This window comes from Rossellomorea sp. QJM3NY_18 (assembly GCF_056173145.1).
Map to the genome: position 1 here is coordinate 1,127,615 of NZ_CM149659.1, position 19,044 is coordinate 1,146,658.

Genomic DNA, 19,044 nt, shown 5'->3' on the forward strand with positions numbered 1-19,044 from the left:
AGTGACAAAATAGTCACATAGTTTTTGGATATTGAATCAGTATAATAGAACTAGAAAGGTTTTGTAGGAGGGATGCGAATGAGTCATCAAAAGAGAAATTGGCTAGAACGATTAAGAAAGATGAAGGGGTATAGCCAAGAAGAAATTGCCTATTTAATTCATATCGACAGGTCCTACTATTCGAAAATTGAAAGTGGCGTCAGAGTACCAAGCAGGAGGCTGGCAGAGAATTTGGCAGAGCTGTTGAATTTTCATGTTTCCGTCTTCGAGTTGGAGGAAAGTCCCTTTTATTTCGCCCTGCAAGATTCCCCAATGGTGATTGCCCATTTTGATTTAGAGTTAAGATATACATGGATTTTCAACCCTCATACGGACTTCGATCCTGTTTCAGTAATTGGTAAGCGGGACGTGGAATTAGAAGATAATGATGGTACCAGGGAATTAATGAAATTAAAGCAAGAGGTCATTAGTGTTCGTACATCCATTAGAAGGAAAATCTCTTTTCCGTTATCCGATCAAACATATGAATATGATGTTACCTGCCACCCCTTATTTAATCATAAAGGTAAACTGATTGGAGGAAGCTCTGCCTCCACTCAGCTGATTAAAGAAGAGGAACAGGCCAAGGATTATGAAATTCCCTCCTGATAAGATTGTCCGATTGAAGTGAGAGAGGGGTGTACACATGCATGATTCTGTTTTAACGAACTTATTATTGAATTTTTTATTTATTGTAGTGGCACTCTTGCTATTCGCCCTTTATTACGACGTGACAAAGAAGCAACCATCAAAAGGAATCGTTATCATACTTTCAACGGCTACGATCCTGTTATGTGTGATGTTCAGTCATAAGCTGACAAATGGAGTTTATGTCGATTTAAGAAGGATACCTTTTTTTCTGGCCAGCTTATATTTTGGACCGGCCGTATCATTTGTTTTGATGATCATCATTATCGCGTTACGTTACTTGATCATCGGGAGCAGTCTGATTCATTTAGTGATCCTCAACTATTTTATCACCTTTATCATTTTGTCAGCCTTTTCAAAAGGTTTTCTGCGGGCTAAGAAAAAAGTGAAAATGGTCTTTACGGTTGCCATTTGTTTTAGTATGACAATCTTTAATCTCTTATTTGGATATATCCATCAAGCTGAGATTTCAGTGGATGAGTATCTTTATCTTGTGATTATTCCTTTAGCTGCCACCATGATTTCTGTGATGATATCGGAAATGATACGAAAAGTAATGATGCTGAGAAAAACATTCTCCCAACATGAGAAGCTGAGAGTGGTAAGTCAATTGGCTGCCAGTATATCTCATGAGATACGAAATCCTCTAACATCCTCCAAAGGATTCCTGCAGCTTGTACAAGAAGAAAGAAACGAAAAAACACAGAGGGAATTTATTGAACTGTCTTTAAAAGGCATTGATGAAGCCACTCATGTCATAGAGGAGTATTTGACGTTCACAAACTCAGCTGCGGATAAAATAGAAAGAATTGATGTAAAGCAGTCCATCCTAGAACTAATCGAAACTTTAAACTCTGAGGCTGGACAGGTTTCATTCCACCATGAGCTTATAGATGAGGTGTATGTGGATGGTCAACGTAATAGCTTTCGGAAATGTATTGGAAATATACTATTAAATGCCATAGAGTCCATGCCTCTTGGTGGGGAGGTGTCCATCACCATGGTTGAAAAAGAAAACCTTATGATTTCCATTTCTGATTCTGGGAAGGGGATGACGAAGGAACAAATTCAACGGTTTGGAGAACCCTTTTTTACGACAAAGGATGAGGGAACGGGCCTGGGTATGATGGCAGCCACTATTATTGTGCATTCGATGAAGGGCAATATCCAAGTGGAAAGTGAGTTAAATAGAGGTACCACTGTTTTTATAGAATTGGACAAGTCTCTGAAGGCAGATACAGGGTGAATAGATTAAAAAAGGAATCCCGGCGAAAGCGGGATTCCTTTTCACATCATCACACAAACTTCACGATATCTTCATAAGGACGGCGTGATTTAGGTGCAGGTTCGTTGACACGGTAACCGAATGCAACCATGACCGAAATGCTGAAACTTCCGTCTTCAAGTAAGCCTTCTTCATCCAGCAGCTTATTCATTTTTTTAATGTCAAAGCCTTCAATCGGGCAGGAGTCTACGCCGATCTGGGCAGCAGCGGTCATCATATTACCAAGGGCTAAGTAAGTCTGCTTTCCGGCCCAGTCGTATAGAGGACGCTCGCCTTCAAGTAAATCGAAATCAACCTTCTGGAATTGTTCGATTCGTTCTAAATACTTTGCCAAATGATCCTCAGGCATGTTCTTTTTATTTTTAAAATGATCCTGTAAATAGTCTGAATCGTACTTGGTATCTTTCTTTGTCCTTGCAAGGATCACGACGAAATGACTGGCTTCCGGCAGTTTTCCGTACGCTCCCCACGCGGTGTTCTTGATCTTTTCTCTCAGTTCAGGATTTTGGATGACCACAAATCTCCATGGCTCGAATCCAAATGAGCTTGGTGACAGTCGACCCGTTTCCATAATGAATCTGAAATCGTCATCAGACACCTTTTTATTCGGATCAAATTCCTTGGTTGCATGTCTGAAATGGTAAGCATCTAGTATGTCTTGCTTGATTTGGTCTTTTGTAGACATCGAACATTCACTCCTTATCCATTAATTCCAACATGTTTAACTTACCACAAGTCCCGAAGGTTAATCATGTGATGTGTTTGCTGAAACTTTTTTTTCGGTAAGGTTAAACAAATGGTTGATCGTATCCGTAAATAAGGAAAAGAAGATAAGAGAGCCTGTAAAGGGATAGGCGTGTTGAAAATACATGGGGAGGGAAGAGATTATGAATTATGTTGAAATAAGAAAGGTTTCGGAACTCGATATAAACGGAAGGGTTCAAAGTCACTTGCAGCCGTTATTATGTGAGTGCTTCGGAGAGGATTATCCTCTGGACAGGATCTATTTCAAACAGAAGCCTCACTTAAGATTTTTGGCATACATAGAGGATCGTTTGGTTGGACATATTGCATGTGATTATCGGGTGATGAATCTGAATGGACGCCGAATCAATGTGCTGAGTCTCATCGATGTTTGTGTGTCTGCAGCCAACCGTTCCCGGGGCATCGCTTCACAACTACTGAAGGAAGCAGATGGATTCTGCGGCAAACGGGACATCGACTTTATCATATTATTTGCGGATCATCCAAAAGTATATGAAAGAAATGGTTACAAGAAAGTTCACAACCGATGCAAATGGTTAAAGGTAGATGACGAAACACAAAAAACGGCTGGCATTGGGTATGAAGTAATCAATGAGCTGATGGTGAAAGCGGTGGGTGAGAAAGAATGGGAAGAGGGTGAGCTTGATCTATTAGGATATCTTGGTTAGAAGAAGAGTTCCATATGATTTATTAAGAAAGAGGTATCTGGTTGCCAGATGCCTCTTTTTCTTGTAAAAGGATAAGACTTGTGGAGATCTAATCGGAAAATTCTATAAAAATATAAAACTTTGTTTGACATTTCGGGGGTGAAGGGAATAAGATGAACATATAATTTGCACTAGGGAAACTTTTTAACGCAAAGACAATATAATTTACCGGAGGAATCAAACATGTCCGAAGTCAAAACGTTACTTCTCTCAGAATGTAAGCCGGGAGATCGCGTTCTTATAACATCATTATCATTAGAAGGTACGATGAGAAGAAGATTATTGGATTTAGGATTTGTGAAGGGATCCGAGATCACGGTCGTTCAAAAAAGTCCACTGGGGGATCCAATGGCCTTTCGGGTGAGTGATACGACGATTGCCCTCCGTAAAGAAGAAAGTTCAAGGATTCATGTTGAGAAAATAGGAGGTGCGTAAGGATGGGTTCATACAGAATTGCCCTTGCAGGAAATCCGAATACAGGGAAAAGCACGTTATTCAATCTGTTGACAGGTTTAAGACAACACACAGGAAACTGGCCGGGTAAAACTGTGATTCATGCAGAAGGTGAGTTTAAGCATAATGGAACGGATTTCACCATTGTCGATCTGCCCGGGACATACTCTCTTTATTCCAATTCAACGGATGAAGAGGTTGCGAGGGACTATATTATCTTTGATAAACCGGATGTGACACTTGTAGTACTGGATGCAACCTCACTCGAGAGAAATATGAACCTCGCTCTTCAAGTGATGGAAATGACGGATCGAGTGATCGTAGCCCTCAATTTGATGGATGAAGCGAAGAAAAAAGGAATCGAAGTAAACAGTGAAGCATTAAGCAAAAAACTGGGCGTACCGGTTGTGAAAATATCGGCAAGAAATAATACGGGCATCAAGGAGTTACTGGATACCGTACATGAAATGGCTCAAGGAAATGTACCGACCACTCCATACCGCATGATCTATTCTGTGGATATCGAAGCGAAAATTGAAGAGCTTTCTCCAAAAGTACGGCAAATGATCGGGGATGAGTTTCCGATTCGATGGATTTCCCTGCGATTATTGGATGAAGACGAAAGCATACTCAACTCGTTGAATGATTACTTCCGGAGGGAACGAAAGAAAGGAGGATTTTCCAATGTCTCAGTCAATGCAACCACATAATGGAGATCAGAGTCTTGCGTATTTATTCAATCATGCGAAAGGGATGTCGAGTGACAACCTGCGGGATGAAATTGTAGAAAACATTTATTCAACGAGCAGAGGGATTTGCAAGGAAGTCGTAAAGTACAAAAACAAAGAACGGATCCATTCCGAAAAGCTGGATAAAGTGCTGACTTCACCTATTTGGGGTTTCCCTATCATGCTTGCCATGCTTGGAGCGGTGTTTTATCTGACGATTGCAGGGGCGAATATCCCATCCAGCATGCTGGCGGAAGGGTTTGCCTGGATGGAAGGGAAGTTGACCCTGCTGTTTAACGCCATGAATGCACCAGCATGGCTTCACGGTGTGCTCGTTCTCGGTTTCTTCAGGGGTACAGGATGGGTGATCAGCGTCATGCTTCCTCCGATGGCGATTTTCTTCCCGGCTTTTGCTCTTCTTGAGAATTACGGGTATTTACCCCGTGTCGCCTTCAATATGGATCGCCTGTTTAAGAAAGCAGGAGGGCACGGAAAGCAATCCTTGACGATGGCGATGGGCTTTGGATGTAATGCTGCAGCCATCATGTCGACCAGGATCATCGAATCACCGAGAGAACGGATGCTGGCCATCCTGACCAATAACTTTGTCCCTTGTAATGGTCGCTGGCCGACGTTGATCCTGCTTGCCTCCCTATTCATGGCAGCGGGGTATGCCGGTGGGATAGCTTCCCTTGTGACCGCCGGAATGGTCATGATCATGGTGTTGATCGGAATTGTCGTCACGATTTCGGTATCCTGGATACTGTCCAAAACGGCACTTAAAGGAGTTCCGACGCATTACACACTCGAGTTACCTCCATATCGTCGTCCGAAAATCTGGAGTACCGTCTTGCGCTCGAGTAAAGATAAATCCTGGTATGTGTTAAAAAGGGCCGTGATCGTGGCCGCACCTGCTTCGATCATCACGTGGATCATCGCGAATATCCATATCGGTGACACGAGCATCCTCATGCATTTTGTACAGTTCCTTGATCCGTTCGGGCAGGCACTTGGAATGGATGGGTTCATCCTGGCAGCCTTCATCATCGGACTGCCGGCCAACGAAATAGTTGTGCCGATCCTGATCATGGCCTATCTTTCTCAAGGGGCGATGCTTGAACTTGATGATCTGACCGAGTTAAAAGCAGTCTTCGTCAGTCATGGATGGACGTGGTTAACGGCACTGAATATGATGCTCTTTTCCCTGCTCCATTTCCCTTGCGGCACGACCCTTGTGAATATCTATAAGGAAACGAAAAGCAAGAAATGGACGTTCCTGTCCTTTGCAATTCCGACAGCGATTGCAATCGGGGTCACATTCCTGGTGGCAACGATTGTCAGGGCATTGGGCTGGGTATAAGAAATATGAAAGCAAATCCCATTGATGAGGGGTTTGCTTTTTTTTATTTCTGAAAGGTCCGCCCAAAAGTGTTACGATTGAAGAGTGCTTACGGCAGGTTCAATAAGGAGATCAAGATGAACGAACATGATTATGATACATTACTGAATATCAAAACGGGCGATCGTCAAATAGGCTTTCACAGATCCTTTCACTATCATCGCTATGAACCGACTCCATACGCGGCATTACAAGAATTATTTCAGAGTTATGAACTGAGAAGCAGTGATCGGGTCGTGGATTTCGGATGTGGGAAAGGGCGTTTGAACTTCTTCATTCATCATCTTTTTCAATCGACTGTCATCGGTGTGGAAATGAACGACGAGTTTTACGGAGATTGCATGAAGAATCTTTCGGACTATCGTGAGAAAGCAAAATTCAGGAACGGTACGCTATCCTTTTGCCATTGCCTGGCAGAGGACTATGAGATTAACCCGGCAGACAATCGCTTTTACTTTTTCAATCCCTTTTCGGTCCAAATTTTTATAAAAGTCATCAATCATATTCTCTTATCAGTGGAATCCTTTCCCCGTGATATCGAGATCCTTCTGTACTACAGCTCGGATGATTATGTTCATTTCTTGGAGGATCATTCATTATTTCAGCTGCGAAAAGAAGTTTCGTTAACAGGGGAGTTCGCGAAGAACGAATATGAGCGGTTTCTGGTTTATGGGTTGATGTACTGATCAGAACTTTTGATTTATCCGCGTTCATATTGGAGAATGAAATAGAAGATCTAACAGAAAAAGGAGGCGGATGGAATGAGAATATTGGTTGTAGGAGCAGGGGCCGTCGGAGGATACTTTGGAGGCAGATTGGCAGAGAAAGGTGAGGACGTCACGTTTCTCGTGCGGGATAAAAGGGAACATCAGCTGAAAGAACATGGACTTCACATCGAAAGCGTTCATGGCGATTATCACTGTCAGCCAAAGACGCTTAAGGCTGAAGAAAAAGCAGAGCCTTTTGATGTTGTCATATTATCCACCAAAGCGTATCACCTAGAAGGGGCCATCGATAGTCTAAACCCGTTTGTAGGGGAGAACACAATGATTCTTCCATTGTTAAACGGCATGTCCCACGTCGATGACCTGATCCAAGCCTTTGGGGAAGAAAAGGTGATAGGCGGCTTATGCTTTGTCGAGTCTACACTTGATGGTTCAGGTAAAGTCATTCAGACAAGCCCTATCCATGATCTGGTGTTTGGAGAGAGGAATGGAGATCAGACGGACCGGATCACCAGACTGGAAGAAGCTTTCTCGGGAACGAAAGCGAGCTTCCGTTTATCCGCTACCATCGAGCAGGAAATGTGGCATAAATATCTCTTCATCACTACCCTGTCAGGCGTCACTTCCCTATATCGTGCACCGATCGGTCCGATCAGGGACACCGGTGAAGGAGAGGGGCGGATCAAGGCGGTCCTTTCTCAGGCAGCGATGGTCATGAGAAAGTTGAAGGCCCCTCTTGCAGAAAATATTGAAGACGCTCTTTACGATAAAATCAGCGGCATGGGCTACAGCATGAAGTCTTCCCTGCAGCGTGATATGGAGAAAAGTCTATCAGTGGAGGCCGATCATTTATACGGTTACTTACTGGAAGCTGCCGAGAGTAAGGACGTAGAGGTCCCTGATTTACGGTTGATTTATGGGAATTTGAAGATTTATGAGATTGCGAGCCAATGAGTATGGGAGACATCGGATGCCTTTTGGGGGTGTCTGGTGTTTTTTTTGTTTATGTTTATGTTCAGCAGGTGAATAAGTGGAAGTATTCAGCTGCAGAAAATTCGTGATAAGTCAGCAGTTGAATCAAAAGATAAAAATCGAGGGACGGGCCTCCCATCATCTCTTTTGCGGAAGCAAAAGGATGGTTGGAGGTCCGTCCCTCTCAGTCGACTGCTTCTAAAAGGAAGTCGACGATGTGGATGGCTCGCATTTTGTCTGATTGGCCTTCCCGTTCGATGCCGAGTTTCATTTGGAGGAGGCATCCCGGGTTGGATGTGATAATGGTGGTGGCCCGGGTGTCTTCGACTTTTTCCATTTTGTGATCGAGGATTTTCATGGACATGTCGGATTCGACGATGTTGTAAATTCCTGCAGATCCGCAGCAGTGGTCAGCTTGTTTCATCTCAACGTAATCGGCACCTTCCACGGATTGGAGAAGTACCCTTGGTTCCATGAATGTTCTCTGTACGTTTCGTAAGTGACAGGAATCTTGATAGGTGATTCGTTGTGGTGCCACATTCAATGCCTTTTTATGAAACTCCAATTCTACCAGAAGCGAGGAAATGTCCTTAATCTTGTTTTTAAATTGGACTGCGCGCTCTTTCCACTCGGGATCATCTTTCAGTAAGTGATCGTAATCCACAAGAAAAGCTCCGCAGCCACCGGCATTCGTGATGATGTAATCGACCCCGGAAGCTTCAAATGCCTCAATATTCCGTTTAGCCAATCCCTTGGCAGTATCCTTTTCACCGCTGTGTCCATGCAAGGCCCCACAGCAGGTTTGCATCTTCGGAATCACGATGTCACAGCCTGCCAGTTGAAGGAGTTTCGTTGTGGCATTATTTGTTTCCAGAAACATCGTATCCATCAAACAACCGGAAAAGAATGCAACTTTTTTCCGAACCTCACCAATCGAAGAAAGGGAAGTCGGGCGTTCCTTCATCGCTTTCAGCTTTGGGACTTGAGGGAGGACGCGTTCCATCGTTGCCATGCTTTCCGGGAATAGCTTCATGACGCCTGTCGTGTGGACGGCCTTTTGTAAACCGGAACGCTGATAGATTCCGAGAAGGTTCGTGACCATCCTCATTCTGTCCGGATGTGGGAATAAACCTTCGAATACGGTCTTCCTGACAACCCGGACAGGGAGGGAATGCTTTTTATTTTGATTGATGATATCCCGTGCCTCTTCTAATAAGTGACCATAGTTCACACCGGATGGGCAGACCGGTTCACAGGCCCTGCATCCGAGACAAAGGTCCAGTGTGCGCTCGACTTCTTCATCCGGCTCGATCACACCATCGACGACGGCCTTCATAAGGGCGATGCGACCCCGTGGGGAGTGTGATTCCTTGAATCCGGATTCGATATAAGTGGGACAGGAGGGAAGACAGAATCCGCATCTCATACAATTCAATAATTCATCTTCATCCATTCGGTCTTTGAACGCCTGTTGAATCTTTTGTTTTTCCTGGACGGTCGTCATCTTGAAATCACCACACGTTTTCTTGATTCTTTCGCAAATACTTTATTCGGATTCATGATGTTATTGGGGTCGAAGGATTGCTTGATCATCTTCATGGCGCCGATTCCTTCAGGTCCAAGTTTCCATTCCAGATAAGGGGCCTTCATCATCCCAACGCCGTGTTCTCCGGTGATAGTCCCGCCCAATTCGATGGCGTGGGCGAAGATCTCTTCAAAGGCCGCTTCGACCCGCTTCATTTCATCATGGTCCCTGGCGTCTGTGGCAACGGTCGGATGAAGGTTTCCATCCCCTGCATGGCCAAAGGTGCAAATCTTCAACTCGTAGCGCTCGGCTATATCATTGATCGCTTTCACCATCTTGGCAATTTCGGAGCGGGGTACCGTGGCATCCTCCAAGATTGTCGTCGGTTTAAGTCGGGCAAGAGCCGAGAGGGCAGAACGCCGGGCAGTTCGAAGGGCATCTGCTTCGATTTCGGTTTTAGCGAGTTGAACGGATACGGCATCGTTTTCAACACACACTTCTTTGATACGCTTCATATCACGTGCGACCACTTCGGGAGGACCATCCTGTTCAATCAGCAGGACTGCTTTCACATCCGTAGGCAGTCCGATTTTGGCGAAATCCTCCACCACTTCCAATGTAGGCTGATCCAGAAATTCCAGGGTCGTCGGGATGATCCGATTCGAGATGATGCTCGACACACTTTTTGCAGCTGCTTCTATGTCCTGATAAAGGGATAGCATCGTCTGTTTCGTCTCCGGCATGGGGACGAGCTTCAATGTCGCTTCCGTGATTACACAAAGCGTTCCTTCCGACCCGACAAACAGGCGGGTCAAGTCATACCCGGCTACATCTTTTGCGAGTTTCCCGCCGGTCCGGATGATATCACCATTCGGAAGGACCGCTTCAAGGGCAAGTACATAATCCCGGGTGACTCCATACTTCAACCCTCTCAAACCACCGGAGTTTTCATTGATATTCCCTCCGATGGTGGAGATTTTCATGGAACTGGGGTCTGGAGGATAGAAGAGTCCCTTGGCTTCAACGGCGTGAATTAAATCAAGTGTTACAACCCCGGGCTGGACGGTGATGGTTAAATTTTCTTCATCCAATTCGAGGATGTTGTTCATATGGGTGAAAAGGAGAACAAGACCGCCTTCGGTTGGGCACGTCCCGGCACATAGATTCGTTCCGGATCCCCGCGGGACAATGGGGATGCCGTGCTCATTGCAGATCTTCACGATTGCCGCTACTTCCCCCGTTGACCGGGGAACGATGACGGCATCGGGCATGGATTGGTAGTTAGGTGTTGCATCATAGGAATAGACAAGTTTTTCAGCAGGGGTATCACGATAATGATCTTCACCGACGATGCTGACGAACTGATTCTTGATATCAGGAGTAATCATACTGGTTTCCACCTTTTTTGCGAGTTTTCAAAACGGTTCATAAAATGAGTAGAGAGACGGTACCCGACTGGGGTCAAGGTCCGTCCCTCATGATAGATTATTTGGTAATGATGGGGCTTGGGGTGATCGACCCGAGGATGACGGGTTTTTTCGCTCCGGTTGCCCCTGGGACATTGCCTGGATTGCCGTGCAGGGTTTCGTTGGCTAATAGGGCAAAGGCAATCGCTTCCTTGGCATCGGATGAGTATCCGATATCTTCCTGAATGAGGATTGTCACTTCAGGGAGAAGTTCTCTCATCATTTGGAGAAGCGTTTTGTTATAGCTTCCCCCGCCGCCGATGATGACCTCGTTGATCGGATGCTGAGGGAAGATGAATGTCTTATAGGCATCCGAAATGGATAGGGCGGTAAAGTAGGTGGCCGTCGCAATCAAATCTTCTTTCGCAAGATTACTATATTCAGCCAGGATCCGGTTCACGAACACCTCGCCAAACAGTTCCCGGCCGGTGGACTTAGGAGGCGCTTTCTGAAAGAAATCCGTTTCCCACTCCACCCATTTCCGTGCTGCTTCATGGTGAACCGTTCCCCTGGAGGCAATCGATCCATCCTCGTCAAAAGCCAAGCCGAATAACTTCTCGCATAGTCCATCGATCACCATATTCCCGGGACCAGTGTCAAAAGCAAACACTTCTTCAAGGGAGCAGTTTCTCGGCAAGACGGTTACATTCCCGATTCCCCCGATGTTCTGGAGGAGCCTCCCCCCATCCTTTTTTCGGTAGAGAAGGAACTCTGTATAAGGGACAAGCGGGGCACCTTCTCCCCCTGCAGCCATATCCATGGAACGGAAATTGGATACCACCTGTGTGCGGGTAAGGTAGGCAATCACGCTCGGTTCTCCGATTTGAAGAGTGGAAGCAACCGAATCTTCCGTTTGAAAGGGCTGATGATAGACCGTTTGTCCATGGGATCCGATAAAGCTAAGCTCATCAACAGAGATGCCCGCCTCCGTACATACTTTCTCTACGGCATCGGCGTATACGTTACCAAGCTCAAAATGCAGGCTGGATAAAAGGGGAGTGGAGGAATCATCAGGACTCATGACATCAAAGATTTTCTTTTTCACAGGGGGAGGGAAGGGGGCCGACGAATAGTGCACAAGCTCCACAACTGTATTCGTCCCGGATCCTTCAATAGAAACAAGGGCGGCGTCCACCCCGTCAACGGACGTGCCGGACATCAGTCCGACTGCTAATCGTTTACTCATATGACAACCTTCCTTTCCGTATGGCTTCAACTATGTCCACTGCGCCTGTAGCGGGGGACGTAGAATCAACGACAAAAATCGGATCCATAAACACTGATGAAATCGTTTCTTTAAACGTGGATTGAACCACAGGATTGTGTTCGAGGACACTACCTTTCAAAGCTATGACAGGCTTTGTTTCAATCTGTAACGCTTCGATCAATGCGATTGCCTGTGCGGCAAGCTGTGTGCCGGCGGTTTTCAATAAGGTAAGGGCCGTTTCATCCCCGGCCTCTGCTTCCTTGTGGATCACTTTCGCAAGCCGGGCGATTTCCCCTTTTGAAGAAGAATAGATAAATCCCTTCAACCCTTTGGCATCAGAGGTGCCGATTTCCTTCATCAGGCTCAAGAAGAGGGGAGAGAGCGGGATGCCGAAATCGATTTCCCCGGCGATCTTTTTACACGCTTCGATGGCAAGGTGATACGCACTGCCTTCATCTCCAAGAAGATGCCCCCAGCCCCCGGTCGTTTCTTCCCTTGTTCCGTTCCTTCCGTAACAAATCGATCCCGTCCCCGCAATTGTCATCACGCCATTCCGGTTACCGATCAAACTGAAATAGGCGAGTGTCGCATCGTTTATAAGAATGATGGGAAGGGAAGTCATCCTGCTCAATTCTGATTGAATTCGGTGGGAAAGGTTCCCCGACCCTCCACCTGCCATCCCGATTACAACGTGGGTGGCATCATCTGAAGCAGTATGGTCCAGGCATTGTTGAACGACGGAGGAGAGGTTCTGCAATGCTTCCTCATACGACACTGACGGGTTCCCGTGTCCGGATAAACTTTGGAAAAGGATATTCTTCTCCATATCCATGACGAGTCCCTGAATTTTCGTTCCACCTGCATCGATCCCTATTACTCTAGTCATCTCTTAACCCTTCTTACTTGGCTGAAAGGCAAATTTGCCCCAGGGTTTCAAGTAATCAAGAAGGAAGACTTCTTCTTCACGGATCCTGCCAACCACGTTCGTCTTTCCGGAGTTCTCCATATCCTGTAGGGCAATCTGAAGTTCTCCCGCATATTGGGCATACAGGTCGTTTTCAATGATAATGTCTCCACGCTTAATATCGACGGTGTGATGTGGCGCAAATTTTCTTCCTCTATATTTGACGCGGCTTTGAGTGGAACGGATCATATAATCCGATACATCCCCGCGGTAAAAGTGTGGTTCTTCAAAGATGATCGTTTTCTCTAGATCGGTTGTCGGTTCATGGGTTTCGACGGTGAAAGTGAGCTTCGATGTATTCAATTCACTGAGCAGCTGCAACTCACGTTTTGATGCATAAGCATTGCTGATGATGACGTCGTCAATCAGTCCAGTCGCAAAAAGATGCTTCGCCTGCACATCAATAGGAAGGGAACGGTGCATTTCCAGGGTAGGCAATCCTTCTGTGACCGGCCATGGACCGAATGTGGCATCCGCGGAAGATACAAAGGCTGCCGTTCTCATGCCGAAGTCTTTGAATTTCTGGCTGCATTCGATAAAGAAAGGATAAGATAAACCGGAGTAGCGGTGCGGATAGAAGTTATGGCACCCTAATAATTGATCCTTATTGGGCTGATACGTCATGATGTTATCGATGTATTTCGTGGCATTGCTCATGTTCAATTCGATTTTCAAATCATAAGGGTTATACGACATCATCGATTCCTCATGACCGGTATATCCGAGGTCAAGGCGAATACCGTGAGCACCCAGGTCGGCAAAAAAGGATAGGTCATCGTAAGAAATATCCAGCTCTTTAAAAATACGTGGGCTGATGTCGGCTATGACTTCCATATTCTTCTCACGGGCAAACTTGATCGTTTCTTTGAAGTTCGCAATGATGCCTTCCTTGTCCCCTTCAACGGATAATAAACAGGTAAACACACGCTGGAATCCGTAAGAAGCGGCAAGGGTCAAATAGTCTTTATCTTTTTCAGTTGTAGAATGATTCGGATAGATTGAAACGCCCAGTCTTTTACTCATCGGGTTCCCTCCTTAATTAGATTGGCTTTCGAGTGCATGGATTCTCTTTAACATAGGTATCATTTGTTCAATTAATGAGATTTCACTGATCGACGTCATCAAGTGATCCTGTGCATGGATCATAAGAAGGGATTTTTCAAATTCTTCCCCGTTGATTTCGGCCTGAATCAGGCTTGTTTGGGTCTTGTGGGCTTTATTCAGTTCGTCATGGGCAGTCTTTATCATCACTTCCGCCTCATCGAATTTCCCCTCATGTGCTTTAGCGAGGGCTTCATAAGCCGTACTCTTCGCATTCCCTCCGTTTGATATGATCTCAAATATCTCCATTTCCACGTTGCGGATCTCTGCCATCGTGTATTCCTCCCTGGACCTTTTTAGAACTCTTTTCTACCAATTTTGTAAAATAAAAGTTTAAATATTTTAAAATAATATTGAAATTTAATTTCATTATCGCATATAATCATATTAAACTGAAAGCCTTTTCAAGACAATCATTTTTTTGGAGGTGACCATGACAGAATTCCAGGTTTTAAAACACATCAAAAGTCAGATGGAGAGCTTTACACCGTCTGAAATAGCGGTTGCTCAATATGTGCTCGAATTTCCGGAGAAAGTGATGGAGATGACCACAAAGCAACTATCACAATCATGCGGCAGCAGTGAAGCCGCCATCATCCGGTTCTGCAAACGGATCGGGATCAACAGTTTCAGCGGCCTGAAGATCGAGCTCGCGAAAAGTACAAACATCGAAGAAACGAAGAGTCATGATATCAATACACTTCTCTCCTTTGAAGATAATCTTGAAACCGTCTTCAATAAAGTATTGGTCAATACCTATCAAGCCATCAAGAATACGGAAAAGCTTTTTTCCATTAATGAACTCGGTAGGGCAGTTAATGCATTTCATGAAGCCGAAAGAGTCTATCTGTATGGAGTGGGCGGTTCCGCAGTGGTAGCGGAAGATTTCACGCAAAAGCTCTTGAGGTTGAACTACCTGGCGTTTCAGGCAAGTGATATCCATGTGCAGATGATGATGGCTGCGAACTTAACGGAAAGAGACGTACTCTTCGTCGTCTCAACATCCGGTCAGACGAAGGAAATCCTGAAGCTGATGCATGTCGCAGAAGAAAAGGGAGCCACCATTGTACTCCTGACACAGCACGGTAAATCACCGGCAAGAAAGCTCGCCGATATCGTACTGACGATTTCCGAGGAGGAACATAATATCCGAATCGGTACCATGACGGCAAGAATTGCTCAACTCGTCGTGATCGACGCTTTATTCGTGGCATTATGCATGAAAAAGGGACATGGCGTTTACGAGCAAATTATTCATACACATGAAGTGGTCCAGCGAATGAAAGAGGAGGAGGAATAGGGATGAAAGTATTATTCGTATGCTCTGGTGGGATGTCCAGTGCAATCGTCGTCAATGCCCTGAAAAAAGAAGGAACAAAAGAGGGCATTGAAATGGAAGTCCATGCAATCGGAACAGGGGAAGTATCCGAGGAAATCTCTAAGGGATGGGATGTATGTATGGTAGCACCTCAGATCAGACACCGTTTTGATCAAGTGAAGAAAGCCGCCGATGAGGCCAATGTTCCATGCGGGCCGATTCCGCCACAGGCTTACACGCCACTGGGTGGGCCGACTTTACTGAAAACAGTAAAAGAATTAACAAACTAATTTAATAGGAAACAAGGGGGTAGTAACATGCAAACGTTTGTGAACTTTCTGGAGAATAATTTGTCGGGTCCAATGGCCAGACTCTCTGAACAAAGGCATTTGCAAGCAATCCGGGATGGGGTTATTTCAGCACTGCCATTTATTATCGTCGGTTCATTCTTTCTGATCTTAGCGTTTCCGCCACTGCCTGACGCATGGATATTCGGTGACATCAAACAGTGGGCCGCTGACAATATTGTCGAGATTCTGATTCCGTACCGTCTGACGATGTTCATCATGTCGCTCTATGTCGCATTCGGGATCGGATACAATCTCTCGAAAAGCTATAAACTGGATCCTTTATCCGGGGCACAGATCTCAGTGGCAGCACTTCTATTGACCATCACACCGAAAGTAATGGACGGAGAAGGCTGGGTCCTTCCAATGACCAACCTGGGTGGGCAGGGATTATTCGTTTCCATGGTCGTTTCGATTCTGGCGGTTGAAATCCTGCGATTCTGTAAAACGAAGAACATCACGATCAAAATGCCTGAGCAAGTACCGGCATCCGTTTCACGAAGCTTTGAAGCACTTATACCTGTAGCAATCGTAATTTTATTGATTTCATCCGTGACGGTCTTAGCAGGGGTAGACCTGCATAAGTTGGTCGGTGTCGCCGTTGCTCCACTGGTTACAGCCGGTGACAGCATATTCGGTGTATTGGTTCCGGTATTCCTGATCGATTTCTTCTGGTCATTCGGGATACACGGCGTATCCGTCGTTGGAACCGTGGCCCGTCCACTGTGGGAAGTATTCCTTGTGAACAACGCTGATGCGGTTGCAAGCGGGCAAGCGATCCCGCATATCGCTCCGGAAACGTTCTACCAATGGTTCATCTGGATCGGTGGATCAGGAGCCACGCTTGGATTGGTTCTTGCGATGGTCTTCTTCTCCCGTTCAAAATATTTAAAAGCATTAGGGAAAACATGTCTTGTACCGGGTCTTTTCAATATCAATGAGCCTGTCATATTCGGTGCTCCAATCGTATTGAACCCGATTTTGATCATACCATTCATCACCGTACCTTTGATTACAGCCACTCTTTCATATGTGGCAACCACTGTCGGGTTGGTATCACCGACGTACATCATGCCACCATGGACACTGCCTGCACCAATCGGAGCGTACCTTGCAACGGGTGGTGACTGGAGAGCGATTGTCATGGTTCTGATCAATGTCGGAATCTCATTTGCTATCTATTTCCCATTCTTGAAAATGTACGACAGGAAAATGATGAAGATGGAAGAAAGCGACCAACAAGCGGCATAGAAAAGCGGAAGGGGCTCGCCCTGAGGCGACAAGCATAAGACAAGTCATCCGGAAAGGCGTCCTTTGCCTTTTTGGATGAATTGGCTTATGACCTCGAGCCTCAAGCCCCTGGAGCTGGACAGAGAAAAGCGGAAGGGGCTCGCCCTGAGGCGCCAAGCATAAGAGTATTATATAAAAAAGAAGTGGGAGTCCCAGGATTCCCACTTCTTTACTAGGTCAGGAGTGATGGAAATGACAGAAACCGTTGTGCCAAAGAGAATCGGTTTTAAGAGTGTGTTTGTATTATTAATCTCTGTATCTATTGGACTTTTACTTCTTTCTAAACCATTGATGAGCACGGGACTGGCTAAAGAATGGAGTATGTTTTTGGCTACGGGTATTTCAGCTTCCATCGGGCTTTCATACATTTTATTGAAAATTGAAGGACCGGTCGAAGACGCTTCTGTTAAAAAGAAGCGGATCGTATTAGCCGTTGTGGTCAGTTTCGTCATAAGTTTCATTCTGGCTTTTGTGGCCAGGTAACTGGAGGCTTTTGCAATGAAAAAAGGAATCAAGATCGTCACCATCGGCGGGGGCTCGAGCTATACTCCCGAGTTTGTTGAAGGATTGATCAAGCGTTATGATGAGCTGCCGGTGAATGAGCTGTGGCTTGTGGATATTGAAGAGGGAAAAGAGAAATTGAATATTGTCGGGAACTTAGCGAAGAGAATGGTGGAAAAAGCGGGAGTCCCGATGGAAGTCCATCTTACACTGGACAGGAGAGAGGCGTTGAGTGGAGCTGACTTTGTCACGACCCAAATGCGGATCGGACATCTGAAAGCCCGGATTCAGGACGAGCGTCTCCCGATCAAATATGGGATGATTGGTCAGGAGACGAATGGGGCGGGTGGACTTTTTAAGGGAATGAGGACGATCCCTGTCCTTTTGGAAATCTCGGAGGAAATGCAGGAACTGTGCCCCGATGCCTGGCTGATCAATTTCACGAACCCTGCTGGCATGGTGACAGAAGCAATGCTTCACTATGGGTCTCATCCGAAGGTCGTGGGCGTTTGCAATCTTCCCATCAATACGAGGATTACGTTGGCAGGGCTCCTCGGTGTCGAGGTGGAACGCCTGCATATCGATTTTGCCGGACTCAATCATATGGTCTATGGGTTGGACGTGCTGGTGGACGGGGAATCTGTATTGGGGGAAGTACTCGACATCATGAGCGATCCCGAGAGGCAGATGAGTATGCGGAATATCGCACCCCTACCTTGGGAACCGGAATTCATCAGTAGTCTGGGAGTCATCCCTTGTCCATATCACCGTTATTACTACAAAACGGGTGATATTTTAGAAAAGCAGCTTGAGGAATTCCAGACGGGTACAACTCGTGCGGAGGTCGTCCAGAAGTTGGAGAATGAGCTGTTTCATTTGTATAAGGATGAAAGTTTAGCGGTTAAGCCTCCTCAGCTTGAAGAGCGGGGAGGGGCTTATTACAGTGATGCTGCATGCAATCTTATATCTTCCATCTATAACAATCGCGGGGATATCCAGACTTTGAATGTACGCAATGACGGGGCAATCAATGATTTGCCAAGGGAGTCTGCCGTGGAAGTGAACTGTGTAGTGACGAAAGCAGGACCGAAGCCGATTGCCGTCGGGGAACTACCTGTGTCGGTCAGTGGACTTGTGCAACAGATCAAATCCTTTGAGCGGGTGGCGGCAGAAGCATCCGTAACCGGTTCCTATGAAAAAGCCTTGCTTGCCATGACTATCAATCCGCTAGTGACGAGTGATGTGAAAGCGAAGCAGCTGCTGGATGAAATGCTTGAGGTTCATAAAGAGTATTTGCCTCAGTTTGGTGAGAGGGTGACTCATAATTAAAGATAGGAAGCGTCCCGAATTATGCTTTGGGACGTTTTTTTGGTGGAGAGAATAGGGAAGGAAAGGGTATTGGTGGACTTATTATCGACTTTCCAGAAATATTATCGACTTCTCCGCTTTTATTATCAACTCTATATGGCCCGTGATGGAACGACTCCCGTTATATTTTCAAAACTGGCATACTTATTTTCAAAACAGACCAACTTATTTTCAAGAACCAGAATATATTTTCAAAACCAACCAACTTATTTTCAAAACAACACCAATCCCCTGCG

20 protein-coding genes are annotated in these 19,044 nt (G+C 45.7%); 13 read left to right on the plus strand and 7 right to left on the minus strand.

Going from position 1 to position 19,044, the window contains the following annotated elements; translation table 11 throughout:
- The first annotated feature begins 78 nt into the window (after window positions 1-78).
- Together AC0VXY_RS05835 and AC0VXY_RS05840 are read left to right on the plus strand one after the other, a co-directional pair.
- The gene (locus tag AC0VXY_RS05835; RefSeq protein WP_435992465.1) at window positions 79-648 is read left to right on the plus strand and encodes a helix-turn-helix domain-containing protein; all 570 of its coding nucleotides are present in this window, start codon (window positions 79-81) and stop codon (window positions 646-648) included.
- Between the two features lie 37 nt (window positions 649-685).
- The gene (locus AC0VXY_RS05840) at window positions 686-1,933 is read left to right on the plus strand and encodes an ATP-binding protein (protein ID WP_475527262.1); all 1,248 of its coding nucleotides are present in this window, start codon (window positions 686-688) and stop codon (window positions 1,931-1,933) included.
- A gap of 49 nt (window positions 1,934-1,982) precedes the next feature.
- On the opposite strand, the gene AC0VXY_RS05845 is transcribed toward AC0VXY_RS05840, so the two are convergent.
- Complete coding sequence (locus AC0VXY_RS05845) at window positions 1,983-2,657, minus strand: NAD(P)H-dependent oxidoreductase (RefSeq protein WP_475527263.1); 675 nt, start codon at window positions 2,655-2,657, stop codon at window positions 1,983-1,985.
- Between the two features lie 202 nt (window positions 2,658-2,859).
- Here AC0VXY_RS05845 and AC0VXY_RS05850 point away from each other — a divergent pair, with 202 nt between their 5' ends.
- The 6 genes from AC0VXY_RS05850 (at window position 2,860) to AC0VXY_RS05875 (ending at window position 7,703) form a co-directional block, all read left to right on the plus strand.
- On the plus strand, window positions 2,860-3,405 hold the full coding sequence (locus AC0VXY_RS05850) for a GNAT family N-acetyltransferase (RefSeq protein WP_475527264.1): 546 nt from the start codon (window positions 2,860-2,862) through the stop codon (window positions 3,403-3,405).
- A gap of 222 nt (window positions 3,406-3,627) precedes the next feature.
- A complete protein-coding gene (locus AC0VXY_RS05855) occupies window positions 3,628-3,879 on the plus strand; it encodes a FeoA family protein (protein ID WP_435992457.1) in 252 nt (83 codons plus the stop codon).
- Between the two features lie 2 nt (window positions 3,880-3,881).
- Complete coding sequence (locus AC0VXY_RS05860; protein WP_475527265.1) at window positions 3,882-4,607, plus strand: FeoB small GTPase domain-containing protein; 726 nt, start codon at window positions 3,882-3,884, stop codon at window positions 4,605-4,607.
- Window positions 4,594-5,985, plus strand: a complete 1,392-nt coding sequence (locus AC0VXY_RS05865; RefSeq protein ID WP_475527822.1) for a nucleoside recognition domain-containing protein — start codon at window positions 4,594-4,596, stop codon at window positions 5,983-5,985. Before AC0VXY_RS05860 ends, AC0VXY_RS05865 begins: the two co-directional genes overlap by 14 nt.
- A gap of 116 nt (window positions 5,986-6,101) precedes the next feature.
- Entirely contained in the window at window positions 6,102-6,710 is a 609-nt protein-coding gene (locus AC0VXY_RS05870; protein ID WP_475527266.1) for an SAM-dependent methyltransferase, read from the plus strand.
- Between the two features lie 75 nt (window positions 6,711-6,785).
- The gene (locus tag AC0VXY_RS05875) at window positions 6,786-7,703 is read left to right on the plus strand and encodes a ketopantoate reductase family protein (protein WP_475527267.1); all 918 of its coding nucleotides are present in this window, start codon (window positions 6,786-6,788) and stop codon (window positions 7,701-7,703) included.
- 202 nt (window positions 7,704-7,905) lie between these two features.
- On the opposite strand, the gene AC0VXY_RS05880 is transcribed toward AC0VXY_RS05875, so the two are convergent.
- The 6 genes from AC0VXY_RS05880 to AC0VXY_RS05905 all read right to left on the minus strand — a co-directional run bounded on the left by AC0VXY_RS05880 (window position 7,906) and on the right by AC0VXY_RS05905 (window position 14,257).
- Window positions 7,906-9,225 carry a (Fe-S)-binding protein gene (locus AC0VXY_RS05880; RefSeq protein WP_475527268.1) on the minus strand — a complete coding sequence of 440 codons (1,320 nt, stop codon included), beginning with the start codon at window positions 9,223-9,225 and terminating at the stop codon, window positions 7,906-7,908.
- The gene (glcD, locus tag AC0VXY_RS05885; RefSeq protein WP_475527269.1) at window positions 9,222-10,634 is read right to left on the minus strand and encodes a glycolate oxidase subunit GlcD; all 1,413 of its coding nucleotides are present in this window, start codon (window positions 10,632-10,634) and stop codon (window positions 9,222-9,224) included. Before glcD ends, AC0VXY_RS05880 begins: the two co-directional genes overlap by 4 nt.
- Before the next feature lie 97 nt (window positions 10,635-10,731).
- The gene (gene anmK, locus AC0VXY_RS05890) at window positions 10,732-11,898 is read right to left on the minus strand and encodes an anhydro-N-acetylmuramic acid kinase AnmK (protein WP_475527270.1); all 1,167 of its coding nucleotides are present in this window, start codon (window positions 11,896-11,898) and stop codon (window positions 10,732-10,734) included.
- Window positions 11,891-12,805, minus strand: a complete 915-nt coding sequence (locus AC0VXY_RS05895) for a BadF/BadG/BcrA/BcrD ATPase family protein (RefSeq protein ID WP_475527271.1) — start codon at window positions 12,803-12,805, stop codon at window positions 11,891-11,893. Before AC0VXY_RS05895 ends, anmK begins: the two co-directional genes overlap by 8 nt.
- Window positions 12,806-12,808: 3 nt before the next feature.
- Entirely contained in the window at window positions 12,809-13,906 is a 1,098-nt protein-coding gene (locus AC0VXY_RS05900; protein ID WP_475527272.1) for a DUF871 domain-containing protein, read from the minus strand.
- Window positions 13,907-13,918: 12 nt separating this feature from the next.
- Window positions 13,919-14,257: a PTS lactose/cellobiose transporter subunit IIA gene (locus AC0VXY_RS05905; protein WP_475527273.1), complete on the minus strand. Its 339-nt coding sequence runs from the start codon at window positions 14,255-14,257 to the stop codon at window positions 13,919-13,921.
- Window positions 14,258-14,417: 160 nt separating this feature from the next.
- On the opposite strand from AC0VXY_RS05905, the gene AC0VXY_RS05910 reads away from it, so the two are divergent.
- The 5 genes from AC0VXY_RS05910 (at window position 14,418) to AC0VXY_RS05930 (ending at window position 18,769) form a co-directional block, all read left to right on the plus strand.
- Window positions 14,418-15,284, plus strand: coding sequence for a MurR/RpiR family transcriptional regulator (locus AC0VXY_RS05910; protein WP_475527274.1), 867 nt, complete (start codon window positions 14,418-14,420; stop codon window positions 15,282-15,284).
- 2 nt (window positions 15,285-15,286) lie between these two features.
- Window positions 15,287-15,592, plus strand: a complete 306-nt coding sequence (locus tag AC0VXY_RS05915) for a PTS sugar transporter subunit IIB (protein ID WP_060673327.1) — start codon at window positions 15,287-15,289, stop codon at window positions 15,590-15,592.
- A gap of 27 nt (window positions 15,593-15,619) precedes the next feature.
- Window positions 15,620-16,900: a PTS sugar transporter subunit IIC gene (locus AC0VXY_RS05920; RefSeq protein WP_475527275.1), complete on the plus strand. Its 1,281-nt coding sequence runs from the start codon at window positions 15,620-15,622 to the stop codon at window positions 16,898-16,900.
- A 231-nt stretch (window positions 16,901-17,131) separates the two neighbouring features.
- The gene (locus tag AC0VXY_RS05925) at window positions 17,132-17,422 is read left to right on the plus strand and encodes a hypothetical protein (protein ID WP_435992434.1); all 291 of its coding nucleotides are present in this window, start codon (window positions 17,132-17,134) and stop codon (window positions 17,420-17,422) included.
- A gap of 15 nt (window positions 17,423-17,437) precedes the next feature.
- Window positions 17,438-18,769, plus strand: a complete 1,332-nt coding sequence (locus tag AC0VXY_RS05930) for a 6-phospho-beta-glucosidase (protein WP_475527276.1) — start codon at window positions 17,438-17,440, stop codon at window positions 18,767-18,769.
- Window positions 18,770-19,044: the final 275 nt, after the last annotated feature.